At 61.9% G+C, this 23,989-nt stretch carries 22 protein-coding genes; 8 read left to right on the forward strand and 14 right to left on the reverse strand.

The genetic code is table 11. From position 1 onward, the window contains the following. Positions 1 to 5 precede the first annotated feature (5 nt). Entirely contained in the window at positions 6 to 764 is a 759-nt protein-coding gene (gene tpiA, locus Q0C17_RS15690; RefSeq protein ID WP_291208261.1) for a triose-phosphate isomerase, read from the reverse strand. 87 nt (positions 765 to 851) lie between these two features. Between tpiA and Q0C17_RS15695 the strand changes: the two genes are divergently transcribed. The 8 genes from Q0C17_RS15695 (at position 852) to gltA (ending at position 10,602) form a co-directional block, all read left to right on the forward strand. After that, positions 852 to 2,765, forward strand: a complete 1,914-nt coding sequence (locus tag Q0C17_RS15695; RefSeq protein WP_291208263.1) for a peptidylprolyl isomerase — start codon at positions 852 to 854, stop codon at positions 2,763 to 2,765. After that, a complete protein-coding gene (gene trpE, locus Q0C17_RS15700) occupies positions 2,762 to 4,186 on the forward strand; it encodes an anthranilate synthase component I (protein ID WP_291208265.1) in 1,425 nt (474 codons plus the stop codon). The genes Q0C17_RS15695 and trpE overlap by 4 nt, the downstream gene beginning before the upstream one ends. Further along, positions 4,183 to 4,755, forward strand: coding sequence for an aminodeoxychorismate/anthranilate synthase component II (locus Q0C17_RS15705; RefSeq protein ID WP_291208267.1), 573 nt, complete (start codon positions 4,183 to 4,185; stop codon positions 4,753 to 4,755). The genes trpE and Q0C17_RS15705 overlap by 4 nt, the downstream gene beginning before the upstream one ends. After that, positions 4,752 to 5,783, forward strand: coding sequence for an anthranilate phosphoribosyltransferase (gene trpD / locus Q0C17_RS15710; RefSeq protein ID WP_291208269.1), 1,032 nt, complete (start codon positions 4,752 to 4,754; stop codon positions 5,781 to 5,783). The genes Q0C17_RS15705 and trpD overlap by 4 nt, the downstream gene beginning before the upstream one ends. Next, entirely contained in the window at positions 5,780 to 6,574 is a 795-nt protein-coding gene (locus tag Q0C17_RS15715) for an indole-3-glycerol phosphate synthase TrpC (RefSeq protein WP_291208271.1), read from the forward strand. The genes trpD and Q0C17_RS15715 overlap by 4 nt, the downstream gene beginning before the upstream one ends. A 110-nt stretch (positions 6,575 to 6,684) precedes the next feature. Next, on the forward strand, positions 6,685 to 7,365 hold the full coding sequence (lexA, locus tag Q0C17_RS15720; RefSeq protein WP_291208273.1) for a transcriptional repressor LexA: 681 nt from the start codon (positions 6,685 to 6,687) through the stop codon (positions 7,363 to 7,365). Between the two features lie 426 nt (positions 7,366 to 7,791). Beyond that, entirely contained in the window at positions 7,792 to 9,261 is a 1,470-nt protein-coding gene (gene gltX, locus Q0C17_RS15725) for a glutamate--tRNA ligase (protein ID WP_291208275.1), read from the forward strand. A 36-nt stretch (positions 9,262 to 9,297) separates the two neighbouring features. Next, a complete protein-coding gene (gltA, locus tag Q0C17_RS15730) occupies positions 9,298 to 10,602 on the forward strand; it encodes a citrate synthase (RefSeq protein ID WP_291208277.1) in 1,305 nt (434 codons plus the stop codon). On the opposite strand, the gene Q0C17_RS15735 is transcribed toward gltA, so the two are convergent. The 13 genes from Q0C17_RS15735 to tsf all read right to left on the reverse strand — a co-directional run bounded on the left by Q0C17_RS15735 (position 10,578) and on the right by tsf (position 23,959). Then, complete coding sequence (locus Q0C17_RS15735; RefSeq protein WP_291208279.1) at positions 10,578 to 11,750, reverse strand: lipid-A-disaccharide synthase; 1,173 nt, start codon at positions 11,748 to 11,750, stop codon at positions 10,578 to 10,580. The two genes, gltA and Q0C17_RS15735, sit on opposite strands and share 25 nt — an antisense overlap. After that, a complete protein-coding gene (lpxI, locus tag Q0C17_RS15740) occupies positions 11,750 to 12,601 on the reverse strand; it encodes a UDP-2,3-diacylglucosamine diphosphatase LpxI (protein ID WP_291208281.1) in 852 nt (283 codons plus the stop codon). Before lpxI ends, Q0C17_RS15735 begins: the two co-directional genes overlap by 1 nt. 4 nt (positions 12,602 to 12,605) lie before the next feature. After that, a complete protein-coding gene (gene lpxA, locus Q0C17_RS15745) occupies positions 12,606 to 13,397 on the reverse strand; it encodes an acyl-ACP--UDP-N-acetylglucosamine O-acyltransferase (RefSeq protein WP_291208283.1) in 792 nt (263 codons plus the stop codon). Positions 13,398 to 13,436: 39 nt separating this feature from the next. Continuing rightward, positions 13,437 to 14,450: a UDP-3-O-(3-hydroxymyristoyl)glucosamine N-acyltransferase gene (gene lpxD / locus Q0C17_RS15750; protein ID WP_291208285.1), complete on the reverse strand. Its 1,014-nt coding sequence runs from the start codon at positions 14,448 to 14,450 to the stop codon at positions 13,437 to 13,439. A 23-nt stretch (positions 14,451 to 14,473) separates the two neighbouring features. Beyond that, entirely contained in the window at positions 14,474 to 15,064 is a 591-nt protein-coding gene (locus Q0C17_RS15755; protein WP_291208287.1) for an OmpH family outer membrane protein, read from the reverse strand. Positions 15,065 to 15,092: 28 nt separating this feature from the next. Continuing rightward, positions 15,093 to 17,657, reverse strand: coding sequence for an outer membrane protein assembly factor BamA (gene bamA / locus Q0C17_RS15760; protein ID WP_291208288.1), 2,565 nt, complete (start codon positions 17,655 to 17,657; stop codon positions 15,093 to 15,095). Positions 17,658 to 17,693: 36 nt separating this feature from the next. After that, positions 17,694 to 18,860 (reverse strand): RIP metalloprotease, encoded by a 1,167-nt coding sequence (locus tag Q0C17_RS15765; protein WP_291208290.1) that lies wholly within the window; start codon positions 18,858 to 18,860, stop codon positions 17,694 to 17,696. Then, positions 18,848 to 20,062 carry a 1-deoxy-D-xylulose-5-phosphate reductoisomerase gene (gene dxr / locus Q0C17_RS15770; protein WP_291208292.1) on the reverse strand — a complete coding sequence of 405 codons (1,215 nt, stop codon included), beginning with the start codon at positions 20,060 to 20,062 and terminating at the stop codon, positions 18,848 to 18,850. Before dxr ends, Q0C17_RS15765 begins: the two co-directional genes overlap by 13 nt. Before the next feature lie 3 nt (positions 20,063 to 20,065). Next, positions 20,066 to 20,884: a phosphatidate cytidylyltransferase gene (locus Q0C17_RS15775; protein ID WP_291208294.1), complete on the reverse strand. Its 819-nt coding sequence runs from the start codon at positions 20,882 to 20,884 to the stop codon at positions 20,066 to 20,068. Then, positions 20,884 to 21,642 (reverse strand): isoprenyl transferase, encoded by a 759-nt coding sequence (locus Q0C17_RS15780; RefSeq protein ID WP_291208296.1) that lies wholly within the window; start codon positions 21,640 to 21,642, stop codon positions 20,884 to 20,886. Before Q0C17_RS15780 ends, Q0C17_RS15775 begins: the two co-directional genes overlap by 1 nt. After that, positions 21,642 to 22,196 (reverse strand): ribosome recycling factor, encoded by a 555-nt coding sequence (gene frr, locus Q0C17_RS15785; RefSeq protein ID WP_291208298.1) that lies wholly within the window; start codon positions 22,194 to 22,196, stop codon positions 21,642 to 21,644. The genes Q0C17_RS15780 and frr overlap by 1 nt, the downstream gene beginning before the upstream one ends. Continuing rightward, positions 22,193 to 22,948: a UMP kinase gene (gene pyrH / locus Q0C17_RS15790; protein WP_291208301.1), complete on the reverse strand. Its 756-nt coding sequence runs from the start codon at positions 22,946 to 22,948 to the stop codon at positions 22,193 to 22,195. The genes frr and pyrH overlap by 4 nt, the downstream gene beginning before the upstream one ends. 105 nt (positions 22,949 to 23,053) lie before the next feature. Next, entirely contained in the window at positions 23,054 to 23,959 is a 906-nt protein-coding gene (gene tsf, locus Q0C17_RS15795; protein ID WP_291208304.1) for a translation elongation factor Ts, read from the reverse strand. Positions 23,960 to 23,989 lie beyond the last annotated feature (30 nt).

The following is a 23,989-nucleotide window of genomic DNA, read 5'->3' on the forward strand; positions in this document are numbered from 1 at the left end:
GGCGTTCACACAGTCAGTGCCCGCGCCGTCGTGTAGATGGCGAGAAAGTCGCCCGCCTTCAAGCTTGCACCACCGATAAGTCCGCCATCTACGTTGGGAATAGGCAGGATTTCGGCAGCATTTCCCGGGTTCAGGCTGCCGCCATACAGGATTCGGACGCCGGTTCCGGCGTCGCCGTAGCGCGAAACCAGGAATTTGCGGATAAAGGCGTGGACCTCGGCTATTTGGCCGGCGGTAGCGACCTTTCCGGTGCCGATGGCCCAAAGCGGTTCGTAGGCGAGGACTAAGCTGGCGGCAGAATCGAGGCCGGACAGGGACCCGGCGAGCTGCCCTTCGATGACCTTTAGTGTCTCTCCGGCAGTCCGTTCGGCCAGCGTTTCGCCGATGCATAAAATCGGGGTCAGCCCGGCATTAACCGCCGCACGGGCCTGCGATGCCACAATCTCGTCGGTCTCGCCGTGCCCGGTGCGGCGCTCCGAATGGCCGACGATCACATAGTTAGCGCCCAGTTCGCGCAACATTCTGGCCGAGATATCCCCCGTAAACGCGCCTTTTTCAGCCGGATGACAAGTCTGGCCTCCCACCGACAGGGCGGACCCCGCAGCTTCCCGGGCGGCTTCAGAAAGCAGGGTCGCCGGCACGCACAAAAGAACGTCCGGGCCCCCGAGAGAAGCCCCTGCCGCAGTGGCAACCTCCCGTATTGTCGGCAGGTCTGCGCGCAGGCCGTTCATCTTCCAGTTTCCAGCGATCAGCTTCCGGTTCATGCCGCGTTCCCTATCTTGCAAGTAACCGGTCGGTCGCCTAGCAAGCTGTGAGCCAACCGGCAAACCCATTCCAAAGAGACGCCCACCATGCTTGCGCTGATGAAACGGCTGACGAACTCGATCTTCGGCAAAGTCGTCGTCATGATCATTATCATTGGCATGGCGTTCTGGGGCGTCGATTCGATCTTCAACCTGGTTCGCGGCGGACTGGGCGCAAACATTGCGCAAGCCGGCTCGCGCGGCTTCGATCCGAGTGATCTTGATCGGCGGGTCGAGAGCGTCCTGCGCAACATGAACCAGACATCTGAAACGCCGGTCACCAAGACAGAAGCCCTCCAGAACGGCCTGATCGACCAGATCTATGCCTCCGAAACCGCTCGCATCACGGCGCTTGGCTATGGCGCCAGTCTCGGCATTGCACCGTCCACCGACGCGGTTCTTGCCGAAACGCGCTCGATCGAGGCGTTCCAGAACCCGCTGAGCGGAGAACTTGACCCGAACCTGTTGCGACAGCGCCTTCAGCAGCTCGGCTTCACCTTGAGCGAGTTTGAAGAGCAGATCGGCGACGATCTTATGATCCAGACGATGCAGAACGCTGCGACCTCGGCTGTCATTGCGCCGAAGGTGCTGAGCGATCTGCAGATCCTCTACTTCGGGGAAGCGCGCAACGTGTCGTGGTTCCTGTTTGATGCTCTGAAGGGCGCGCAGCTCGCTGACCCGACACCGGAAGAGGTGCGCGCCTACTATGACGCCAACCTCGAGCAGCTGAAGCAACCCGAACGGCGCAGCATAGACCTGCTGAGGATGTCGGCGGAAGATTTTCTGGGTGAAGTCGAAGTGACTGATCAGGAGATCGCCACAATTTACGAAGCGACCAAGTCGGAGCGCTTTTCGGACCCCGATCAACGGACCTATGCAGAACTTCTTTTCGCAGACCGGGACGCGGCGCGTACGGCATTCGGACTGCTGGCCGGCGGCGGAGATCTTAATACCGTTCGCGGCGCAACGTCCAATGTCCTCAAGACCAGCCGCGCCGCTGAAGTGGATGACGACGCGTTGCGCGATGCAATGTTCGGTGCGGGCAGGCAGAGCGGCGCAATGTTCGGTCCGCGCGAAGTGAACGGACAATGGATGGTTGCACGGCTGATATCGGTTCAGCCGGGCGCTGTGAAACCTATCGAGGAAGTGGCGGGCGTGATCCGCGACGAACTCGCCGGCGAGCGCGCCCAGGTTCTGATGAATGAGAAGATGGAACGCCTCGATGAAGTCGTTTCAGCCGGATTCGACCTTGAAAAGATTGCTGAAGAACTGAAGCTTCCGGTCATGAGCTTTGCGCCGGTTGATACCAATGGCGTCACGGACCAAGGACAACAGTTCAGCCTTCTGGGTGAGGCGAAGGATGCCATGGCACAGGCTTTCCGCCTTGGACAAGGCGAACTCACCAGCCGCTTCGATACACCGAATGCGATCTTCATTGCCTCGACACGCGAGATTATTGCGCCCTTCACCCCGGCCTTTGAAGACATCGATGACGACGTGCGCGCTATGCTCACCGCCGAGCGCCGCAACAGCGCGGCGCTCGCCGCCGTCAACGGTCTCGTGGAAAGTATCGGTTCGGGCACGACGACCTTCGAGCAAGCCGCAGCTGCAGCGGGGTCACCGGTTGAAACCTTCCCGCAGTCTGTCACGCGGGCGACTGCCGGGCAGTTCGGCATTCCGGGGCCGATCCAGCAGGCCATGTTCAGCACGCAGCTTGGCCAGGTCGTAAACCTCGCCACCGGCGCACCAAACAGCTACGTGATCCTGAAGGTCGACACTATTGAGCCGCCAAGCGAGTCCGCGCGCGCCGGCCTCGGCACCGAGATTTCCACCGCCACAACGACGGCGCTCGGCCAAGACCTTGTCCAGGCACTTCAGGCGGAAATCACGAAATCGATGAAAGTCCGGACCAACGAAGCGTCGCTGGAAGCTTACAAGCGGACGATTTCGGAACCCCAATGACCGCGCGGCTAATCATCCGGCGGCGGATTGGAGATATCGAGACGCCGGTGGGGGCCATGCTCAAGCTCGGCGCTGAACTTCCGGGCAGTTTTCTGTTCGAATCGATTGCCGGCGGTGAACGTCTTGGCCGGTACTCCTTTATCGGAATCGAGCCGGGTCGTTGGTTCCGCATCCTGAACGGTGTGGCTGAAATCAGCCAAAGCTCCGATTTTTCCGACGCCGTTGCCGAAACCGGCACTCCGATCGAGGCCCTCCGGCGGTTCGTAACTGCCGCCCGTGCGGAGGCACCTGCAGGCATTCCGCCCATGGCGTCCGGCGCGTTCGGCTACCTCGGCTATGACATGATCCAGTATGTCGAGCCGGTTGCCATTACCAAACCGGATGTGCTCGGCGTACCGGAAGCCTTGCTGCTGGTGCCGCAAGTCGTCGTGATCTTCGATCATCTGTATCAGGAGCTTCTGCTCGTGGGCCGCCAGGAGGGAGAAGACGCCGCTTCGGTTGAAGCGCTGCTCGACGATGTGGAACGCCGCCTTGAGCGCCTCGCATCCCTCCCCCCGAAGGAAGGCGCCGCGGAGGCGGTTACGCTGCACTCCGACACGACGCAATCGCGTTATTTCGAGATCGTAGAGACCTGCCGCGATTACATCAAGGCCGGCGACATTTTCCAAGTCGTCCCAAGCCAGCGCTTCTCTGCGCCCTTCAAACGCAAACCCATCAGCTTCTACCGTGCACTGCGCCGACTGAACCCTTCAGCCTTCATGTTCCACATGAACCTCGGCAGCGTTTGCCTCGTGGGCTCCAGCCCGGAAATCCTGGTGCGGGTGCGCGATGGGCGCGTCGCCATCCGCCCCATCGCCGGCACCCGTCCGCGCTCTGGAGACCCGGAGGAAGATGCGCGCCGAGCAGATGATCTGCTGGCCGATCCGAAGGAACGAGCCGAACACCTGATGCTGCTGGACCTGGGCCGCAATGATGTTGGCCGCGTCGCCGCCTATGGCAGCGTGACGGTCACCGAGCGGTTCGTCGTGGAGCGCTATAGTCACGTCATGCACATTGTCAGCCATGTGGAAGGCGACCTGCGCGAGGGCCTCGATGCAGTCGACGCCCTGCTTGCGGGGTTTCCAGCGGGCACGGTCTCCGGCGCACCCAAGATCCGCGCGATGCAGATAATCAACGAGGTCGAAACGTCCCGGCGCGGGATCTATGGCGGTGCCGTCGGCTATTTCGGCTGGAACGGCGATCTCGACACTTGCATCGCGCTGAGAACGGCCGTCATCAAGGATGGGCAGATTCATATCCAAGCCGGTGGCGGCGTCGTGCTCGATTCCGTGCCGCAGTACGAGTATGACGAGACCGTGCACAAGTCCGGAGCCCTGCGGCGCGCCGCTGAGCTGTCAGCCGCTTACGAGTTTGACCAATGATCCTGGTGATCGACAATTATGACAGCTTTACCTGGAACCTCGTTCACTACCTTGAGGAACTGGGCAGCCGAACGCACGTCATCCGCAACGACGAGTTGACCGCAGACGCTGCGCTCGCACTGAAGCCGGATGCCGTGCTGCTCTCCCCCGGACCTTGCACACCCAACGAAGCTGGCATCTGTCTCGAGTTGCTTCGCAAGGCGCCCGAGACGCTACCTATCCTCGGGGTGTGCCTTGGTCACCAGGCCATCGGCCAGGCATTCGGCGGCGACGTTGTTGGCGCACGCGAAATTCGCCACGGCAAACTATCCCGTATCTTGCACACAGGCGGCACACTGTTCGAGGGCCTGCCCACGGAGTTCTCCGTCGTGCGCTACCATTCGCTTGCGGTGCAGCCTTCGACTTTGCCCGAGGCGTTAGTCGCGGATGCGTATACGGAGGATGGCGAGATCATGGCGCTGCACCATCGCACGCGTCCGATCTTCGGGGTTCAATTCCACCCCGAAAGCATTCTGACCGAGCACGGGCACGCGCTTCTCAAGAACTTCCTGTCGCAGATCAAGACATGACGGACGGTGCACTTTCCTCGTCTCTGAAAGCGATTGCGCGCGGCGAAGCCCTGCCGGTGGACCTGCTGGAGCGGGCTTTCGAAGTGCTGCTTTCCGGCGAGGCTGCGCCCGAAGAGATTGGCGCCTTCCTGATGGGCCTTGCTGTCCGGGGAGAAACAGCCAGCGAACTCGTCGCCGGCGCGAAGATCATGAGGCGCCACGCCCGCAAGGTTCATATAGACGGCAAGCTTCTCGATACCTGCGGCACTGGCGGCCTGACCTGGAAAAGCCTGAACACCTCGACCGCCAGCGCTATTGTCATTGCAGCGGCCGGCGGACGCGTGGCCAAGCATGGCAACCGCTCGGTGCCCCCGAAGACGGGTTCAGCTGATGTGCTGGAGGCGCTGGGCGTCAACCTCGAAGTCGATGAAGCGACATTGCGGGACTGCGTCAACAAGGCCGGTGTCGGATTCATGTTTGCCAGGTTGCATCATAGCGCCATGCGTCATGTTGCGCCGGTGCGCATGAAACTCGGCATACGGACGATCTTCAACCTGCTTGGTCCCCTGACCAACCCCGCCGGCGCGCAGCACCAGGTGCTGGGCGTGTTCGGCCCCGAATGGGTGCGCCCCGTCGCCGAAGCCCTTGGTGAACTCGGCACAAGCAAGTCTTGGGTCGTTCACGGGGTTGACGGCGTGGACGAAATCTCGATCTCCGGACCCACAAAAGTGTGTGAGGTCACCGCCGCCGGATTGCGCGAGTTCATGGTCGAGCCGTCAGCTGCCGGCCTGCGTACACATCCGCTGTCGACGCTGGAGGGCACCGATGTGGCCGGAAACGCGCGCGCGATCCAGGAGCTGTTTGACGGACATGCCGGTCCGTTCCGTGACATGGTGTTGCTCAATGCGTCGGCTGGCCTGTATGTCCTGGGCCTCGCTGCCGACCTGGCGCAGGGCACTGCACTTGCCGCAGCCGCCATCGATACCGGCAAAGCGCGCGACACGTTGAGCACGCTCCGCCGCGTTTCACAGGGAGAGGACAGCCTATGAGCACCGCCCTCGATCGCATTCTCGACTACAAGTCCGATGAAGTCCGCGCGCTGAAGCGCGAGCGTTCCGCATCCAGCCTGCTTGCCGATGCAAAAGCCCAGGCCGCACCGCGCGGGTTCGCGACCGCCCTGTCCGCCGTCGTCGCGGCGGACCAGAATGCTCTGATCTGCGAGATCAAGCGCAAGTCGCCCAGCGCCGGGGAAATTCTCCCAGGTGCCGATGCGGCCGCGATAGCGCGCGATTATGAGCTCGGCGGGGCAGCCTGCCTCTCGGTGCTCACAGACGGGCCGAGTTTCGGCGGCACGCTTGATGACTTCGCGGCGATCCGCATGGCGGTTGCCTTGCCGATGCTGCGCAAGGACTTCATGATTGACCCGGTCCAGATTGTCGAATCGCGCGCACACGGGGCGGACTGCATTCTCGTCATCCTCAGCGCTGTGGACGACGTCTGCGCAGCAGAACTGACCCGCACGGCGTTCGAGCTGAACATGGATGTGCTTGTAGAAACCCATGATGAGGCGGAGCTTGATCGGGCCCTGCGTCTTCCCTCCCCGCTCGTGGGCGTAAATAACCGCGACCTGAAGCGGATGGTGACCGATCTCGGCACCAGCGAACGCCTCGCGCCCCGGCTGCCGGCCGACCGGCATTTTATCTCCGAAAGCGGAATTTCCGATCCCGAACACATCCGTCGGCTTCGGACCTTCGGCATCCGGCGATTCCTTATCGGAGAGAGCCTGATGAAGCGGGCAGACCGCCAGGCTTTCGCGGGAACCCTCCGCCACACGGCCTGATACCAGATTTTGTGCTCCTGAATGCTCAAACGTTCCACAAGTGGTTGACCCGAAACGGGAACACACGTAGAACAATTGTGAACATAGAATCACTTGGGAAGGCCCCACGCATGCTCACCAGCAAGCAGAAAGAACTGCTACTTTTCATCAACGACCGTATCCGGGAAACCGGGGTGTCACCGTCGTTCGACGAAATGAAGGAAGCGCTCGACCTCGCCTCAAAGTCCGGGATCCACCGACTTATCACAGCACTCGAAGAGCGTGGCTTCATCCGCCGCCTTGCAAACCGCGCCCGTGCGCTCGAAGTTCTGAAGCTGCCGGATTCGGCTGCTCCGTCACCGGCCGGCCGCCAGCGCCGGGACTTCAAACCTGCCCTCGTCGCGAACCAGACCTCAGAAAACTACCGCCCCGGCATGATCCCGCTTGTCGGCCGGATCGCCGCCGGCTCACCCATTTCGGCGATCCAGCAGGACAACGGCCACGTGCCAGCCCCGACCGAGGCGTCAGATGGCGGCGAATACTTCGCGCTGGAGGTCCAGGGCGACTCGATGATTCAGGCGGGCATTCTCAACGGCGATATTGTCATTCTGAAGCGCACGAACAGCGCGCAGACCGGCGACATCGTGGTGGCTCTGATCGACAGCGAGGAAGCGACACTGAAACGCCTGCGGCGCAAGGGTGCCTCAGTGGCGCTGGAGGCCGCAAACCCTGCCTACGAGACCCGCATCTTCGGGCCCGACCGCGTTGAAGTACAAGGCCGTCTGGTCTCGCTGGTTCGCAAATACGATTAGTGTTGAGTACGCGGCACCAGGCCACGGCGCCGCGTTACCTGCCCCGAGCCTGCGCTGCACAGGGACGTTTCGAGCCCGAAGCCTCGCGGCAGCGACCCCAAGAAATGCCCCGAAAGGGATCACCGCCGGTGTGGTCAGCGTGAGTAATCTCCACCAGAGACGCGCCGCCAACCGGAGCAAGAGGGTGCTGGCCAAAGCGGCTGGAGCGGCCGTTAGCGCGGGTTCGAACTAGGGCGCAAAGCAGGTCTCGGCGCCGCCATAGATCCCGAACTTAAGGGCAAACGCACGCGCGTAGGCAGTGACCAGCGCAACAACGCCGCCGAGCAAGTTTAGTCGGGGCCGCCCCCCTTGCACTCGGGATCATCCTCGTGTTTCTGCACCCCGTCGGCGGCTGTTCCGCCCCCAGCCCCGGAGATTGTCCTGATCATGCGCGTCGTTACGCGATTTGCCCCTTCCCCAACCGGGATGCTACATATTGGAGGGGCACGCACCGCGCTTTTCAACTACCTTTTCGCGAAAAGGTTCGGCGGACGGTTCCTGCTGCGGATTGAGGATACCGACCACGAGCGTTCAACGCCCGAAGCAACGGCAGCGATCCTTGACGCCATGAACTGGCTCGGTCTGACGCCTGATGAGCTCCCGGTTATGCAATCCAAGCAAGCCTCGCGCCATGCTGCTGTAGCGCACGAAATGGTCGCGCGCGGCACGGCCTTCCGTTGCTATGTCAGCGCAGACGAGCTGCAGGCGCGGCGGGACCTCGGCGAGGAAAAACGTGTTGCGGCCCGTGCAGAAGGTCTCGGAGAGACAGAACGCGCGTCGCTTCTGGCCGAAGCGGGCGCCCTGCTCGCGCCGTTCCGCTCGCCCTGGCGCAATGGCGGCTCGCCGCCTTCGCCGGACGCTCCCTACACCGTACGGCTCCGCGCGCCGGATGGCGGCGACCGGATTGTCGAGGATGGCGTTCAGGGGACCGTGAAGGTCCATGCGTCTGAGATCGATGATCTCGTGCTGCTGCGAACCGACAACACGCCAACCTACATGCTCGCCGTAGTCGTTGACGATCACGACATGGGGGTCACCCATGTCATCCGCGGCGACGATCACCTGCGCAACACATTCCGCCAGATCCCGATCTACCAGGCGATGGGCTGGGATGTTCCTGAGTTTTCCCATCTGCCGATGATCCACGGCAATGATGGCGCCAAGCTCTCCAAGCGCCACGGCGCCCTGTCGACAACGGTTTACCGCGACCTAGGCTACCTGCCCGAAGGCATGAAAGCCTACCTTCTGCGCTTAGGCTGGAGCCACGGCGATCAGGAGATATTCACCGAGGACGAAGCGATCCGGCTGTTCGATCTCGGCGGCATCAACAAGTCGCCGGCGCGGCTTGATCTCGAGAAGCTCGGTACCGTCAACGCGCACTTCATCCGTGAAGCGGACAATGACCGTTTGTTCGATCTGCTCCAGCCGTTCCTGGCGCAGGAAGGCCCACTGGATCCAGTCACCTCTGCGCGCGTGCGTCAGGCCCTGCCCTTCCTGAAGGACCGTGGCGCGACCCTTGTAGAGCTTGCCGCCGCGTTTCGCTTTCTGCGTGTGGCTCGCCCTCTGGAGCTCTCCAAAAATGCAAAGAAGGCTATTTCAGCGGAGGGACTTGCGCGCCTGGGGGGACTCCTGCCTGAATTGCGCAACACTGCCACTTGGACCACCGCTAGTATTTCGGAAACGATCACGACATATTGCACTGCAACAGGACTATCTATGGGGCAGATCGGTCCGCCTTTGCGTGCGGCTTTGACGGGCGGGTTACCCGCACCGGATCTGGCGCCGGTAATGGATTGGCTCGGGCGCGACGAAACGTTCGGCCGGATTGAAGACCAGCTTCAGACGGGTGCTGGCTGAGGCGCCTTTGGAACGAATTGAACAGGGAAAGAGCTGATGGAAAACAAGGTAAAGAACGCAGGCACGGCGAAGCTGGAAGTCGGCGGCAAAAGTGTGGACCTGCCCGTCTATTCCGGCACGCATGGCCCGAATGTCATAGATATCCGAAAGCTCTACGCAGAAACCGACCATTTCACGCTTGACCCCGGCTTCACCTCGACCGGCAGCTGCGAAAGCCAAATTACCTTTATCGATGGCGACGAAGGCGTGCTCTTGCACCGCGGCTATCCGATCGAACAACTCGCTGAGAAATCCAACTATCTGGAGCTCTGCTACCTGCTCCTGAACGGCGAACTGCCCAACAAGGCCCAGTACGACTCCTTTTCGAAGGAAGTGCGCCAGCACACGCTTCTGCACACCCAGCAGGATCGCTTCTTCGATGGTTTCCGCCGTGACAGCCACCCGATGGCAATGCTCACCGGCGCTGTCGGTGGTATGGCAGCCTTCTATCCCGGCGCCATGGGCAACGAAGATCCGGAAGAGCGCCGGCGCGATTCCATCCGCCTCATCGCCAAGATGCCAACAATCGCCGCCCGTTGCATGAAGTACAACCTGGGTCAGCGCTTCATCGATCCGCTGAACAAGTTCTCGTACTCGGAAAACTTCCTCAACATGTGCTTCTCGGTCACCGCCGAGGACTATGAGATCAACCCGATCCTGGCCCGCGCCATGGACCGGTTCTTTATGCTCCACGCCGACCACGAGCAGAACGCGTCGACTTCGACCGTGCGTCTCGTCGCCTCGTCGGGCGCCCACCCCTTCGCAGCCATCGCCGCCGGCGTGGCCAGCCTCTGGGGACCCAGCCATGGCGGCGCCAACGAAGCGGCGCTGCGCCAGCTGCGCGAGATCGGTTCGCTCGACAAGGTTCCGGAGTTCGTGAAGATGGCGAAGGACAAGTCCAGCGGCATCCGCCTCATGGGCTTTGGCCACCGCGTCTACAAGAACTACGACCCCCGCGCGAAAGTCATGCAGAAGACCTGCCACGAAGTGCTCGACGCGCTCGACCTGCGTGATCACCCGCTGCTCAAGGTCGCCATGGAGCTGGAGCGCATCGCGCTGCAAGACGAATACTTTGTCGACAAGAAGCTTTATCCGAACGTCGACTTCTATTCGGGCATCATTCTCGAAGCGATGGGTTTCCCGACCAAGATGTTCACGGTGCTGTTCGCCGTGGCCCGGACGGTCGGCTGGGTGTCTCAGCTCAACGAGATGCTCGAAGACCCAACCCAGAAGATCGGTCGTCCGCGCCAGATATACACCGGCGCTGCGATGCGCGACTACATGCCAATCACGGGCCGCTGAGTCTGGCGCAATTCCAGCAGGATGGCATCTGCCGCGATCTCTGCGGCAGGTTGGCCATCGTGTACGAGGGCCTTCAGCGCCTCTGACTGGCGAAGTTTCTGTGCGGCGAGTTCCGCCGGATCGCCCAGCCAGGCAAGCGCCTTCGCGGCGATCAGGTCAGACTTGAAACGTGTCTGCACGAACTCCGGAACGATCTCACGGTCGCCGTTGAGGATGTTCAGCAGCGTGATGTGCACCTTTTTGTAGAGCAAGCCTCGCGCCAGAGCCCAGGTGATCCATCCCGTCTTGTAGCCGACGATCATTGGCGTGCCTTGCATGGCGACTTCACTCGTCACCGTACCCGAGCAGGCCAGCGCCAGATCGGAAGCTGCAATCGCATCATACCTCGCGGCAGGATCGGAGATCACTTCGGCCCAGGTGCCCACGTCCGGGAAACGCGCGGTGAAGGCATCCTGGATCGAGGAGGCCGGCTGGATGAGAACTCGTATCTCGGGTTTGCGATCCTTGATCTGACGCGCGGCCGAAACCAGCACGGGGGCGACAGAGGCGATTTCGCTGCGGCGGCTACCTGGCAGGACAAGGAGCACTGGCGCGGCATCCGGAATGGCGTGCGCGGCACGAAACGCCGCGCCATCCCCCTTCCCGCTGCGTGAGAGCGCAGGATTGCCGATGACAGTCACCTTCAGGCCAAATGCCGCGTAGTATGGCACCTCGATTTCATGCAGGCACAGAAGGTGATCAACCGTCCCGGCGAGAGTTTCCGCACGGCCCGGGCGGGTGGCCCAGACCTGTGGGCCGATCAGCTTGACGAGCCTTATCCAGGGCGCACGGGTACGCACACGCTGCGCTACTCGCAGCATGAAGCCCCAAGAATCGACCAGCACAACGACGCGCGGATTCTTGCTGCAGATGGCATCGGCTGCAGCATCTGCAAGGCGCACCACATCGCCATATGCCCGGATCCCCTCCACAAATCCGAGTACAGACAATGGCCCAATGTCGATAGGCGACCGGATTCCGATAGCTGCAAGCTCTTCACCGCCGATACCGTCGATCTCGATACCGGGCGCCTTGCGGCGCACCCATTCGGCAACTTCGCGCGCCAGCAAGTCCCCGGAGGCTTCTGCAGCGACGAGATAGAGCGACATCAGTTGTTCGTTCCAAGCGCGGGCGGAAATCCGTACAGGAACAATCCGAGCGCGGCCGCCTTCGCTTCCATCGCGGGCCGGTTCAGCATGAGAGCGCCGCCGGCTTCCACCCCGATCCCGGCGAGGCCGGCCGCAGCTGCGAGTTCAACCGTCGACACGCCCGTGGTCGGCAGGTCTATCCGGCGCTCCTGCACCGGTTTGGGCCGCTTCACCAGGACGCCCCGCCGCGCGCCCGAATGGCCGCGGATCGTCTCGGGCAGCCGTGCGCAGCGCCGGAGCATCTCATCCGTGCCTTCCTGCGCCTCGACCGCCAGCACGAGTCCATCGCAGACAACACACGCCTGTCCGATGTCCAGAGCCCCGCTGGCCGACGCGACCCGCGCTGCCACTTCAAGGTCCGCCATCAGCGTCAGATCGGGCTGAGGCCCGGCAATCAGGCCCGCCGGCGCTAGCAGGCTCGCATGAGCCTGCTCGCTGCCGATAACGTTAAAACCGTTCTTCTCGAACTCGCTCACCAGAACGCGCAGCAAGGCATCATCGCCCCGCCGCGCTTCGCTGAGCACTTTCGGCAACAGGGCCGCACCTTTCAGGTCCAGCTTGAGATCCGAGAAGTTCGGGCGGCTGACATTTCCCGCGAAGACGAGATCGCGGCATCCTGCGTCCTTCAGCCTGCTGATGACCGTGCCGACTTCGCCAAGCCCGACAACGCTGCCCGGATACGACGCCAGTCGCGGCTCCTCGAAGCCCTTCAGGCGCAGTACATGCACGCCCTGCCCGGTGGCTACGGCATTCTCGGCGATGGCGACCGGCAGGTCGCCCAGTCCCGCAATCAGGCCAAGCGGCGCGGGCATCCGGTCAACCCGGCTTACAGATGGGGCGGTCGCCGCCCTCGCGGATGAAATCGATCAGCTCCATCGCCAGCGCCTGGCCTTCGAACGCTGTTGCCGCGGATTCGAGGCGATCCTTGAAGAAGCCTTCGCCTTCGAACACAGCTTTATAGGCGGCGCGGATCTGATGGAGGTCTGCCTTCGAAAACCCCCGGCGCTTGAGCCCCACCATATTCAGCCCCGCGAGCTTTGCATGATTGCCCACCACGGAGCCAAATGGAATCACGTCTTCCACCACAATGGCGCCGCCGCCAATGAAGGCGTTGCGGCCAATGCGGCTGAACTGGTGTACGGCCGCAAGCCCGCCGAACCAGACATTGTCGCCGACATGGATATGGCCTGCGAGCGAGACATTGTTTGCCATCACGACATTGTTGCCGATATGGCAGTCGTGCGCGATATGGGCGCCGATCATCACAAAGCAGCCGGTGCCGACCGTTGTGAGGCCACCTGTTTTCGGCCAGCCGGTATGGGCAGTCGCATATTCGCGGAACACGCAGTTATCGCCAATCTCGAGCCGCGAGTCCGGCGACTCCTCCACACCGAGCACCTGCGGCACGCCGCCAACGGCCGCATGAGGGTGCAGCACGCATTCCTTGCCGAGTCGGGTGGTGCCACGCACGCTGGCATGAGAAATCAGCCGGGTACCCTCGCCCAGTTCCGCATTCGGACCGACATGACAGAACGGGCCGACATATACGCCGTCATGCAGGACAGCGCCCGCTTCGATCACAGCCGTGGGGTGAACAGTCGTGGACATGGTTTTCCGTTAGCAGCGGTTTCAGTCCCGCGCCACTGGTCAATCCCGCTTCTTGGGGTTCGACTGCTTGTTGAGCCAGGCCACTTCGCGCATCCACTGGCGGATCGGCTTGGCCGGTGTGCCGCCCCAGGTCTCACCCGGCCCGACATCACGGAACAGGCCGGCGGACGCCGCGAGGCTGACGCCCTCGCCCAACGTTACATGGTCGGCAATACCGACACGGCCGCCGAGCATGGAACCATCTCCCACTTTCACGGACCCCGAAATCCCACCGAACGCCGCGACGATTACGGACCTGCCCAGCACGACATTGTGGGCGATCTGGCAGAGGTTATCGATCTTGGTGCGCTCGCCAACGATCGTGTCGCCGAATACGCCGCGATCGATGCAGGAGTTGGCACCAACGGTCACATGATCCTGCAGGATGACCCGTCCATAGTGGGGCGCATCTTCCAGGCCCTGCGGCCCGGGCGTGACGCCGAAGCCGGTCTCGCCGATGCGGGCACCCGAGAGCAGTGTCACATGGTCGCCGACCAAAGCACAGTACAGGCTTACCGAGGCGCCGATACTGCAGTGCCGTCCGATCTGGACACCCGGCCCGATCACTGAGTTAGGGCGAACGACCGTTCCCTCCCCGATGGCCGCTCCTGCCCCGATAACAACGCCGGGGCCGATAATCGCCTCAGAGTGAATATGGGCGGACGCGGAAATCTGCGCAGGTTCCTGCGTCTGCAAGTGACGCGGCTGATAGAGCGCACGGGATATCTGGCCGTGCGCATAACGAGGCTGGCGACTGACGAGGAAAGAAACACCATCAGGGACACGCGCCCGGGCTGCTTCGCTTACAACCAGAACAGTCAGGCGGGCACTGAGAGCGGCGTGTGCCGCGTCGCCTTCCAGGAACGCGATCTCGCCCTTCTGCGCGCGGTCTGCGGCAGCAATGCCGGTGATCTCCGCTTTGGGATCACCGGCAAGCTCCGAGCCCGTCAGGGCGGCGGCCGTTTCAAGCGTCAAAGCCCCCAATGACGCATAGAAGCGGGTATCAACAGTCACGGTCTATTGCTTTCCGTGAACACTTACTGAGGCGTTGCAGCCGGCGCACGCTGGCGGACAACGGTGATCGCCGGCGTCCGCGCATCCAGTTTCGAAACGATGGCCGGAGTGGCGTCCACGGTGTCGGCCGAGAAAACTGCCTGGCTCTTAGACAGCACGACTTGCGCGCCTTTTTCCTTCACGACTTCAAGCAGAACAGGCTCCAGCGCCGTGTTGAAATCGACGAAGGCTTTCTGTTCCGTCGCCGCGTATTCCTGAGAGAGGACTGTACGCTTTTGGGCAAAATCGTTAGCCTTTTTCTGGAAAGCTTCGATCTTGGCGACGAGCGCTGTATCGGCCACGATGGCCTCGCGGGTCTTGCCGTCAACCTGGGCTGCCAGCGAAGTCCGGTCGGCTTCCAGCGCGTCACGAGGAGCTTTCAGCTCGCCGTTGATCTGGGTTTCGATGTTCTTGAGCTTCGTGAAGAGGTCCTTGCCGGCCTTGCTGTCCGTCAGGATTCTGCCTTCGTCGATGATCATCACGACCGTGCCCTGGGCATAAGAGGCCTGGGCAAAGGTCGCCGAAAACGACATGGCCAGCACAAGCGTGGCCACTAGCATGCGGAGTTTGGTCATTGGTTTTTCCTCGTTGGGGCTATCGAGATCAGAAACGGGTGGAGGTCGAGAACCGGAACGTCTCGGTCTGGTCGTAGTCTTCCTTGCGCAGAATTTGCGAGAAGTCGAACCGGATGGGGCCGAAGGGCGAATCCCAGAACACGCTGAGGCCGGCCGAGGCGCGAAGGGCCATGGCGTCTTTCGGAACGCGCACCGCGCCAAGTCCGAAAAAGCCAAGTGACGAAGCATCGGGAATCACCACGGGGTCGCCCTTGTCGATGTCTTCGAGCTGGCCGAGCGAGCCGACGTCCAAGAACATGGCGCTCTTGATGCCATACTCTTCCGGCAGGAAGTTCGGGACTGTCAGTTCAAACGTGCCCTGATAATAAGCATTGCCGCCCAGTGAGTTCAGGCGAAGCGACGTGAGCTCGGCGCCGGTGTTCGGGTCAAAGATGCGGTAGACTTCGCGTGGGCCGAGGCCGGCGACATCGAAGCCGCGGAACGTGCTGCCACCGCGGAAGAATCGATTGTTGATCCGCACACCTTCGGAATCATCCAGCGGAAGAACATAACCACCCGCGAAGCGGGCCGACGCAACGACGTCGCGCCAGATACCGCGATAGATCGAGGCGCCTGTTTCGCTCCGAACATACTGAGCGTCACCGCCGAGGCCCGCAATGTCCTGGCTGAAGCGGAAGTCGAAACCGCGTGTCGGCGTGATCGGGTCGTTCGTTTGATCCCAGAAGAAATTGTAGCCGACAATGCTCGACAGGTCGCTGCGCTCGGACCGGCAGATCGTGTCGCGCAGAAGGAAACGCGGATCACACCGATCTACGAAAGCCTCACCTGCCCCGGCATCACCTGGCAGCACCGGACGCACGACGTCATCCGAAAAGTCTTCCGGTGTATCAAGGCCGGCGATCTGCTGAATGGCGCGCACGAACGCGCCGTTGGAGTCAATTATGATGTTCTGGTCAGCAATATTCACATCATCCGTCTGCAGACGATAGCTCAGGCCGAGCTGCATGCGATCCGTGAGCGGGAACGCCACGCGCACGCCGCCACCGATGGTTTCACTCGTGAACCCGGTGAACTCCTCGAAGTCCTGGCGCGTCGCGAACAGGTCAACACCGGCCGAAAGGTTGCGGTCAAGGAAGCGCGGTTCCGTGAAACGAAGATCGACGACCTGCTGCCGGCTCGACAGCGAGGTACGCGCCACAACTGACTGGCCCCGGCCGCGCAGGTTGCGCTGCGAAGCGCTGAGGTCGAAGAGGTAGGCGTCAACCGAAGAGAAGCCTGCTGCGAACGAAAGCTCGCCGGTCGACTGTTCTTCGACAGTGACGTTGACGATGGTCCGATCCGGCTCTTCAGCAGGGGTCTCTTCTATTGTGACTTCCTTGAAGAAGCCGAGCGCGCGGATGCGGTTGCGCGAGCGGTCCAGCAGGATGCGGTTGAAGGCGTCGCCTTCAGCAATGCGCAGCTCGCGGCGGATAACCCGGTCGAGCGTTTGCGTGTTACCGACGATGTTGATCCGGTCGATGTAGACGCGCGGGCCTTCATCGATGGCGAAGGTGATGTCGATGCGGCCGGTCTGCTCGTTGACACTGATCTGCGGACGGATGTCGACGAAGGCATAGCCTGCAACACCGGCAGCATAAGTGAGCGCGTCGATCGTGCTTTCAATCTGATTGCCGCGGAACAGCTCGCCTTCCTGGATCGGCACGACGGCCTGAAGAATGTTGGAGTCGAGTTTTTCCAACGCCGTTTCGACTTTGATCACGCCGAAGTCATACTGGCGTCCCTCATCGACGGTGAAGGTGACGTAGAAATCTTTCTGGTCCGGCGTCAGTTCAGCGACTGCAGAGGTGACGCGGAAATCGTAGTATCCGTTGTTCTGATAGAACTCGCGCAGCTGTTCACGGTCGAATTCGAGGCGACCCGAGTCGTAGTTGTCGTTCGAACTGAAGAAGCGCCAGAAGCGCGACTGACGGGTTACAATCTCGCTGCGCAGCCGCGAGTCCGAGTATTCCTTGTTGCCGATGAAGTTGATGGCGCGCACGCCAGTCACCGGGCCTTCGGTGACTTCGAAGATCAGGTCTACGCGGTTCTGTTCGAGCGGCTTGTATTGCGGCTCAACCTTCGCCGCGAAGCGGCCTGAGCGGCGGTACATCTCAAGGATCCGCTGGACGTCGCCCTGCACGCGGGCAGCAGTGAACACGCCGCGCGGCGCAGCCTGGATCTCTTCGCGCAGTTTTTCGTCCTTCAGGGCGCGGTTGCCCTCGAAGATGACGCGGTTGATGATCGGATTCTCGACGACGCGCACAACGAGGTCGTCCTCGCGCCGGTCAATCGACACGTCCGCAAACAGGTTCGTTGCAAACAGTGTTTTCAGCGAGAGGTCGATCCGGTCCGGATCAAAGGCGTCGCCGGGTTCGAGCAGCAGATAGGACTGCACCGTGCGCGCTTCGATGCGCTTGTTGCCCTCCACCACGATCGAACGGATCGTGCCGCCATAACGGGCGTCTTCCTGGGCCTGGGCAATCTGGAGCTGTCCGCCTGCACCAAGCGCCAGAGCGCTGGTAGCGAGAACTGTCGCTGCGAGGAATTTACGCATTCTCGAATACACTTTCGTTCCTGGAGCCGACCTTCGTCAGCTACTTCCCCGTCCGAAAACGCCGGTTTCGAGAATGTCCCCCCAAGTGATCACGATCACCATCGCCACCAAGACGAACACTCCCACACGCAGCGCCATTGCCTCTATCTGGCTTGGCATTTTTGAGCCTATCAATGCCTCGTATGCATGAAACACAACTCGCCCGCCATCCAGCACTGGCAGTGGCAACAAGTTGAAGAAACCGACCCCTACCGAGATTGCAGCACACAGGCTGAGCAGCACCCAGAACAGGCGGTCGAGCCGGTCCATCAGCGGAATCTCGGGTCTGTCCATGACCGTATTCACTACCCGGCGTGAGACATCAGCGACACCGACCGGTCCCGAGAGTGCATGAAAGGACATATTGCCGGTGACGATACGCTTCAGCATCACCACGGTCCGTTCGATCGTGGCGCCCGTCTCCTGAACGCCCGCAACAACTGATTCGACGGGTCCGAACCGGAGCCGGTCGAAAGTCTCAGACGGGTACATCTGGATGCCGAGTGTGCTCTGCGGCACCATCTGGCCGAAATCGTTCACACGGACGATCTCCTGGGGCGTAACGGTAACCGTCAACTCGTTCCCGGCGCGGTTAAGAAGCAGGTCGAGCGGCGTATTGGGGCTCAGCATCACGGCGACTGTCACGTCGGTCGAGTTCCGGATCGCTTTGCCGTTTACGGCGAGGATCTGGTCGTCCGCAAGGATGCCCGCACGCTCTGCCGGCATGTCCGGCATGGTCGAAGCAACTTTGATCGATTGCACCGCAATCCCATGGACGCCAATGGAAACCGAGAAGATCACGGCAGCGAGCACGAAATTCGCTATCGGACCGGCCAGGCTGATGACGATCTTCTTCAAAGGGCCGACGTCATCGAAAGCAACGCCTTTCGGCGCGTCGGGGTCATCGGCACCGGCTTCTGCGGTCTGCTTGTCAATGAAGGCCACAAAACCGCCCAGCGGGACCCAATTGACGCGCCAGCGGGTACCATTTCGGTCCCGGCGCTCGACCATCGGCTTGCCGAACCCGACCGAGAAGGACTCCACCGCCACGCCAAAGACACGCCCCGCCAGGTAATGGCCGAGCTCATGAACGACGATCACGATGCCCATCAGGAACACCAGACAGACGATAAAAAGAGGTCCCTGGCTGATTACGCCTTCCAAGCTGACAATCCTCCTGCCCGGCTTGGGGCGTTTCGCAGAACTTCCCCGGCCAGACGGCGCCCGAACTGGTCCAGGAACGCCACTTCTTCCAGTGAGGTGCACTTGGTAGAGGCGAATTCCGAGGATGAAAAGCGGTCCAGTGCGGCTTCCACCGCCCAACCGATGTCCAGAAAGCCACATTCGCCCCCGACGAATGCCGAAACCGCTGATTCATTAGCAGAATTTAATATGACTGGCCCCGCCGGCCCGAGGCTGAAAGCCCGCCGGGCGAGCTCAATGGACTGGAACCGACTGGTGTCCACCGGACCGAAGTCCAACTGCCCGATCTGGGCCAGATCCAGCCGGTCCACGGTGGTCTCGATCCGGTCGGGCCAGCCAAGGGCGAGCGAGATGGGCGTTCGCATATCAGGCGAACCCAGCTGGGCGATCACCGAACCGTCCGTGAAGTGAGCCATCCCGTGCACAATGGACTGAGGGTGAACCAGCACATCCACACGGTCCGCCGACACCTTAAACAGGATTGCGGCCTCGATCAGTTCGAGGGCCTTGTTCATCAGCGTGGCGCTGTCGATGGAAATCTTGAGCCCCATGCTCCATTTGGGATGGGCGGCGGCCTGCGCGGGCGTGGCGCGGGCCATGTCTTCCCGGGAAGTTGTCCGGAAAGGCCCGCCAGAGGCAGTCAGCGTCAACTTTTCGAGGGAGCGGCCATCGCCGAGGCACTGGAAAATGGCACTGTGTTCGGAATCTACCGGCAGGATGGACACCCCTGCCCGCTCTGCCGCTTCAATGAGGATCGTGCCGGCGCAGACTAGGCTTTCCTTGTTCGCCAGCGCCAGATGGTTACCGGCGTTCACAGCCGACATCGTGGAGCGCAGCCCCGCCGCGCCGACGATGGCTGCAAGGAACCGGTCGCAGGGCCGGGCCGCAGCTTCGACCATCGCCGCTTCGCCTGCGGCGCAGGCAATACCGCTGCCGGCAAGGTGTCCGCGCAGTTCGTCCAGTTTGGACTCGTCGGCGATGACTGCGATTTCCGGTTTCAGTTCAAGGGCTTGCCCGGCCAGTGCGGCGGCGTTCTGTCCGGACGCAATGGCGGCGATCTGAAACCGGCAGCCGTCGCGGTTGGCATGACGGATGACGTCAACCGCCGACTGGCCGACTGAGCCCGTGGAACCAAATATCGAAACGCGGCGAACACCTGACATGGGTCAAAGACCTAGCAGGCGCGGCAGGTGCGGAACACTCAGAAATGTCAAAGTCGCACAGATGCTGACGGCGCCAAGACCGTCTACCCGGTCAAGCAGGCCGCCATGGCCTGGCAGGATGGTCCCGGAATCCTTGACCTTGAAGCGCCGTTTCAGGCCGCTTTCGAACAGGTCGCCGGCTTGCGCGGTCACCGATATCGCCATGCCAGCGAGCATCCAGGGGACGATCGCTGCGCTTTGCCAGTCGGCTGCCAGGTAGCCGCAGCCGGCACAGACGATGACCGCCGAAATGGCGCCGCTCCAGGTCTTGTTTGGGCTCTCCTTCGGCAAGAGGCGCGGGCCCCGGATCATGCGCCCGAAGAAATAGGCCGCCGCATCCGATGCCCAGACAAAGGACATGAAATACAGTGCCACGAGATGGCCCTCCCAGGGTCCTTCCCGCAGCATGTAGAGGCCGAACACCATGCCGAAGACGTAGATCACGCCGAAGCCGCCGGAGACCCGGGACGCCGGTTGCCGCTGAGCGGAGACAACACCCAGCACAGCTGCGGCACCAAAAAGCCCCCAGCTGATACGCTCATCGCCCAAGGCCAGGCTCAGGCCAAACAGGGCCGCCAGCCCGGCCAGCAAGCGCTCGTTCGGCGTGGCGCTCATCCGGCACCATTCGAGCATCATGACCGCACAGAAGACCGCGCAGCCCGCTGCCAGCCACCAAGACCCCATCCAGACAGCAATCAGCGCGAAGGGAATGAGGATGAGGGCAGTTAGCAGGCGTCGAGGTAACTCGGAGAACCGCTCATCCGGCGGCGTCCAATCGCCCATCAGGTAGCTCCAGGCGCAACCGCACCAAAGCGGCGCTCCCGCTCATGAAACCGCGAAATGGCGCTCTCGAGGTGGGCACGGTTGAAGTCCGGCCAAAGGACATCGACAAACAGCAGTTCGGCATAAGCCGCCTGCCAGAGCAGGAAATTGCTGATGCGGTACTCGCCGCTCGTCCGGATCAGCAGGTCCGGGTCCGGAAGGTCGCGCGTATCGAGATAGGCTTCAAACGCGTCGTCGGTCAGGTCGCCGGAGACTTCGCCGGCGGCAACAGCGCGCGCATACGCACTCGCTGCACGTATGATTTCATTCCGGGCACCGTAGTTAAACGCAATCGTCAGGTGGAACTTGCTGTTGTCAGCGGTCTCGCTCTCGGCACGGTCCACGAGCTCTGCAATATCAAGCGGCAAGCCGGCGCGCTGACCGATCACGCGCACGCGCACGCCGTCCTGCTTCAGGCGCGCCAGATCGCGCTGCACATAGGCCTTTAGGAGAGCGAACAGCGTGTTCACCTCTGCAGCCGGCCGGCGCCAATTTTCGGTAGAAAAGGAAAAGACCGTCAGGTAGCGGATGCCGAGATCGCCGGCCGCCTCCACAGTGCGCCGCAATGCTTCAACACCGCGCTCATGTCCTGCAGTGCGCGGCAGCCCCTTGGCCTTTGCCCAGCGGCCATTGCCATCCATGATGATGGCAACATGCTGGGGTGCTGGAGGATCTCCGCCAGACTGGGAAGGTTCAGGGGAGGTCCCGGGACGGGCCATTAAACCTGCATGATCTCCGCTTCCTTCGCCTTCACCATGTCATCGACCCGGTGGACGAAAGCGTCCGTCAGCTTCTGCACTTCTTCCGAAAGCGAGCGGGCGCGGTCTTCATTTATCTCGCCCGCCTTTTCCATCTTCTTCAGGGTATCCATACCGTCACGGCGCACGTTGCGAACAGCGACGCGGGCCGCCTCGGCATACTTACCGGCAATCTTGGTCAATTCGACCCGGCGCTCCTCGTTGAGGGCAGGAATCGGAATGCGGAGTGTCTGTCCGTCCATGATCGGATTCAGGCCGAGGCCCGACTCGCGGATCGCGCGGTCTACAGCGCCGACGACCGTCTTGTCCCAGACGTTGACCGAAAGCATCCGCGTATCCGACACCGTGACAGAGGCCACCTGGCTCAGCGGCGAGACGCCGCCATAGGCCGACACCGTGATCGAATCGAGCAGGTTGACCGAAGCCCGGCCCGTGCGAAGACCGGAAAACTCGCTTGCGAGCGACGTCAGGGCGCCCTCCATCCGGCGTTCGATGTCCTGCTTGCTGTAGCTCATTCGGTCGACCCTCCTTTGGTGGAGATCGTCGTGGAAGTTCCCCGGCCGTGCAAGACGTTCAGAAGGGAGCCTTCTTCCTTGAGGGAGAAGACGACGATCGGAATGTTATTGTCGCGCATCAGACTGACCGCCGAAGGGTCCATGACACGCAGGTTCTTGATCAGCAGTTCGTCATAGGCGACCTGATTGTAACGTGTGGCTGTCGAATCCAGCTTCGGGTCGGCCGTGTAGACGCCGTCAACCTGGGTGCCTTTCAGCAAGGCGTCGCAGTTCATCTCGATGGCGCGTAGCGCTGCGCCGGTGTCGGTGGTGAAGAACGGGTTGCCGATGCCGGCCGCGAAGATCACCACGCGGCCCTTTTCCATATGCCGCTGTGCACGGCGCCGGATATAGGGCTCGCAAACCGCATCCATGCTGAGCGCGGACTGGACGCGTGTCGGCACGCCGATGCCTTCCAGCACGCTTTGCATCGCCAGGGCGTTCATTACCGTCGCCAGCATGCCCATCGAATCGGCCTGCGCCCGCTCCATGCCCTTTGCCGCGCCGGCTACGCCGCGAAAGATGTTCCCGCCCCCGATCACGAGGCAGATTTCCGCCCCGGCCGCGCGCGCATTGGAGATCGCCTGGGCGAAGTGTATGCAGGTGGGAATATCGATGCCGAACTGGCCGGGGCCCATCAGGGCCTCACCGGAAAGTTTGAGCAGTACACGCCGGTATTTCAACTGGCTCTTTTCAGGCTCATTCGCCGGCATTCTGTCCACCGATCATTCTCAATCCAGAACCAAAAAAATCCCGGCTGTGCGAAACCGCCAGCCGGGATTGTTCAAAGCCCCTCACGGGGAGAAAGGCAAGCCTGATCAGGAGCCTTTTGTCATCGAAGCGACTTCTGCGGCGAAGTCGGTTTCTTCCTTTTCGACGCCTTCGCCGAGCTTGAAGTGCACGAATGCCTTCAGCGTCGCGCCTTGCGCCTTGAGAAACTCACCGACCGTCTTGTCAGGGTCCATGATGAACGGCTGCTCGACAAGGACCACTTCCTTGTAGAATTTCTGCATCCGGCCAACGATCATCTTCTCGATGACCGCATCAGGCTTGCCGCTTTCGCGGGCCTGTTCGGTGAGAACGCGCTTCTCCGATTCGATCAGCGCCGGGTCGAGTTCAGCCGTCGTGGCTGCCGCAGGCGAGGTTGCCGCGATGTGCATCGCAACCTTGCGACCGGCATCTTCCAGATCGCCCGAACCCTCCAGAGCCACCAGAACGCCAACTTTGCCCATGCCGGGCGCTGCTGCGTTGTGGATGTAGGAGGCAACGCGGCCCGACGAAGTAAGCTTCGCCGAACGGCGAAGCGTCATGTTCTCGCCGATGGTGGCGATCATGCGCTTGACCATTTCGTCCACGGTGCCTTCGCCATCTGGCGAGGCAGCACCCGAAACCGCAGCGACAGAACCGTCGGTGGTGAGCGCCACCTTCGAAATGCCGTCGAGGGCTTTCTGAAACCCCTCGTTGCGGGACACGAAGTCCGTTTCCGAGTTCAGTTCGACAATAGCGCCGGTCTTGCCGTCCGCGGAAACCTTGACGGCGACGAGGCCCTCAGCCGCAGCGCGGCCCGACTTCTTGGCAGCCTTAGACAGGCCTTTCGCGCGCAGCCATTCGATGGCTGCCGCTTCGTCGCCGTCGTTCTCCACGAGGGCTTTCTTCGCGTCCATCATGCCTGCGCCGGTTTTCTCGCGCAGTTGCTTTACGAGTGCCGCTGTAATCTCAGCCATGGCTTTGATCCTTCATTAGAATTGTTGCGC

This window comes from Hyphomonas sp. (assembly GCF_022844445.1).
Classification (GTDB): Bacteria; Pseudomonadota; Alphaproteobacteria; order Caulobacterales; family Hyphomonadaceae; genus Hyphomonas.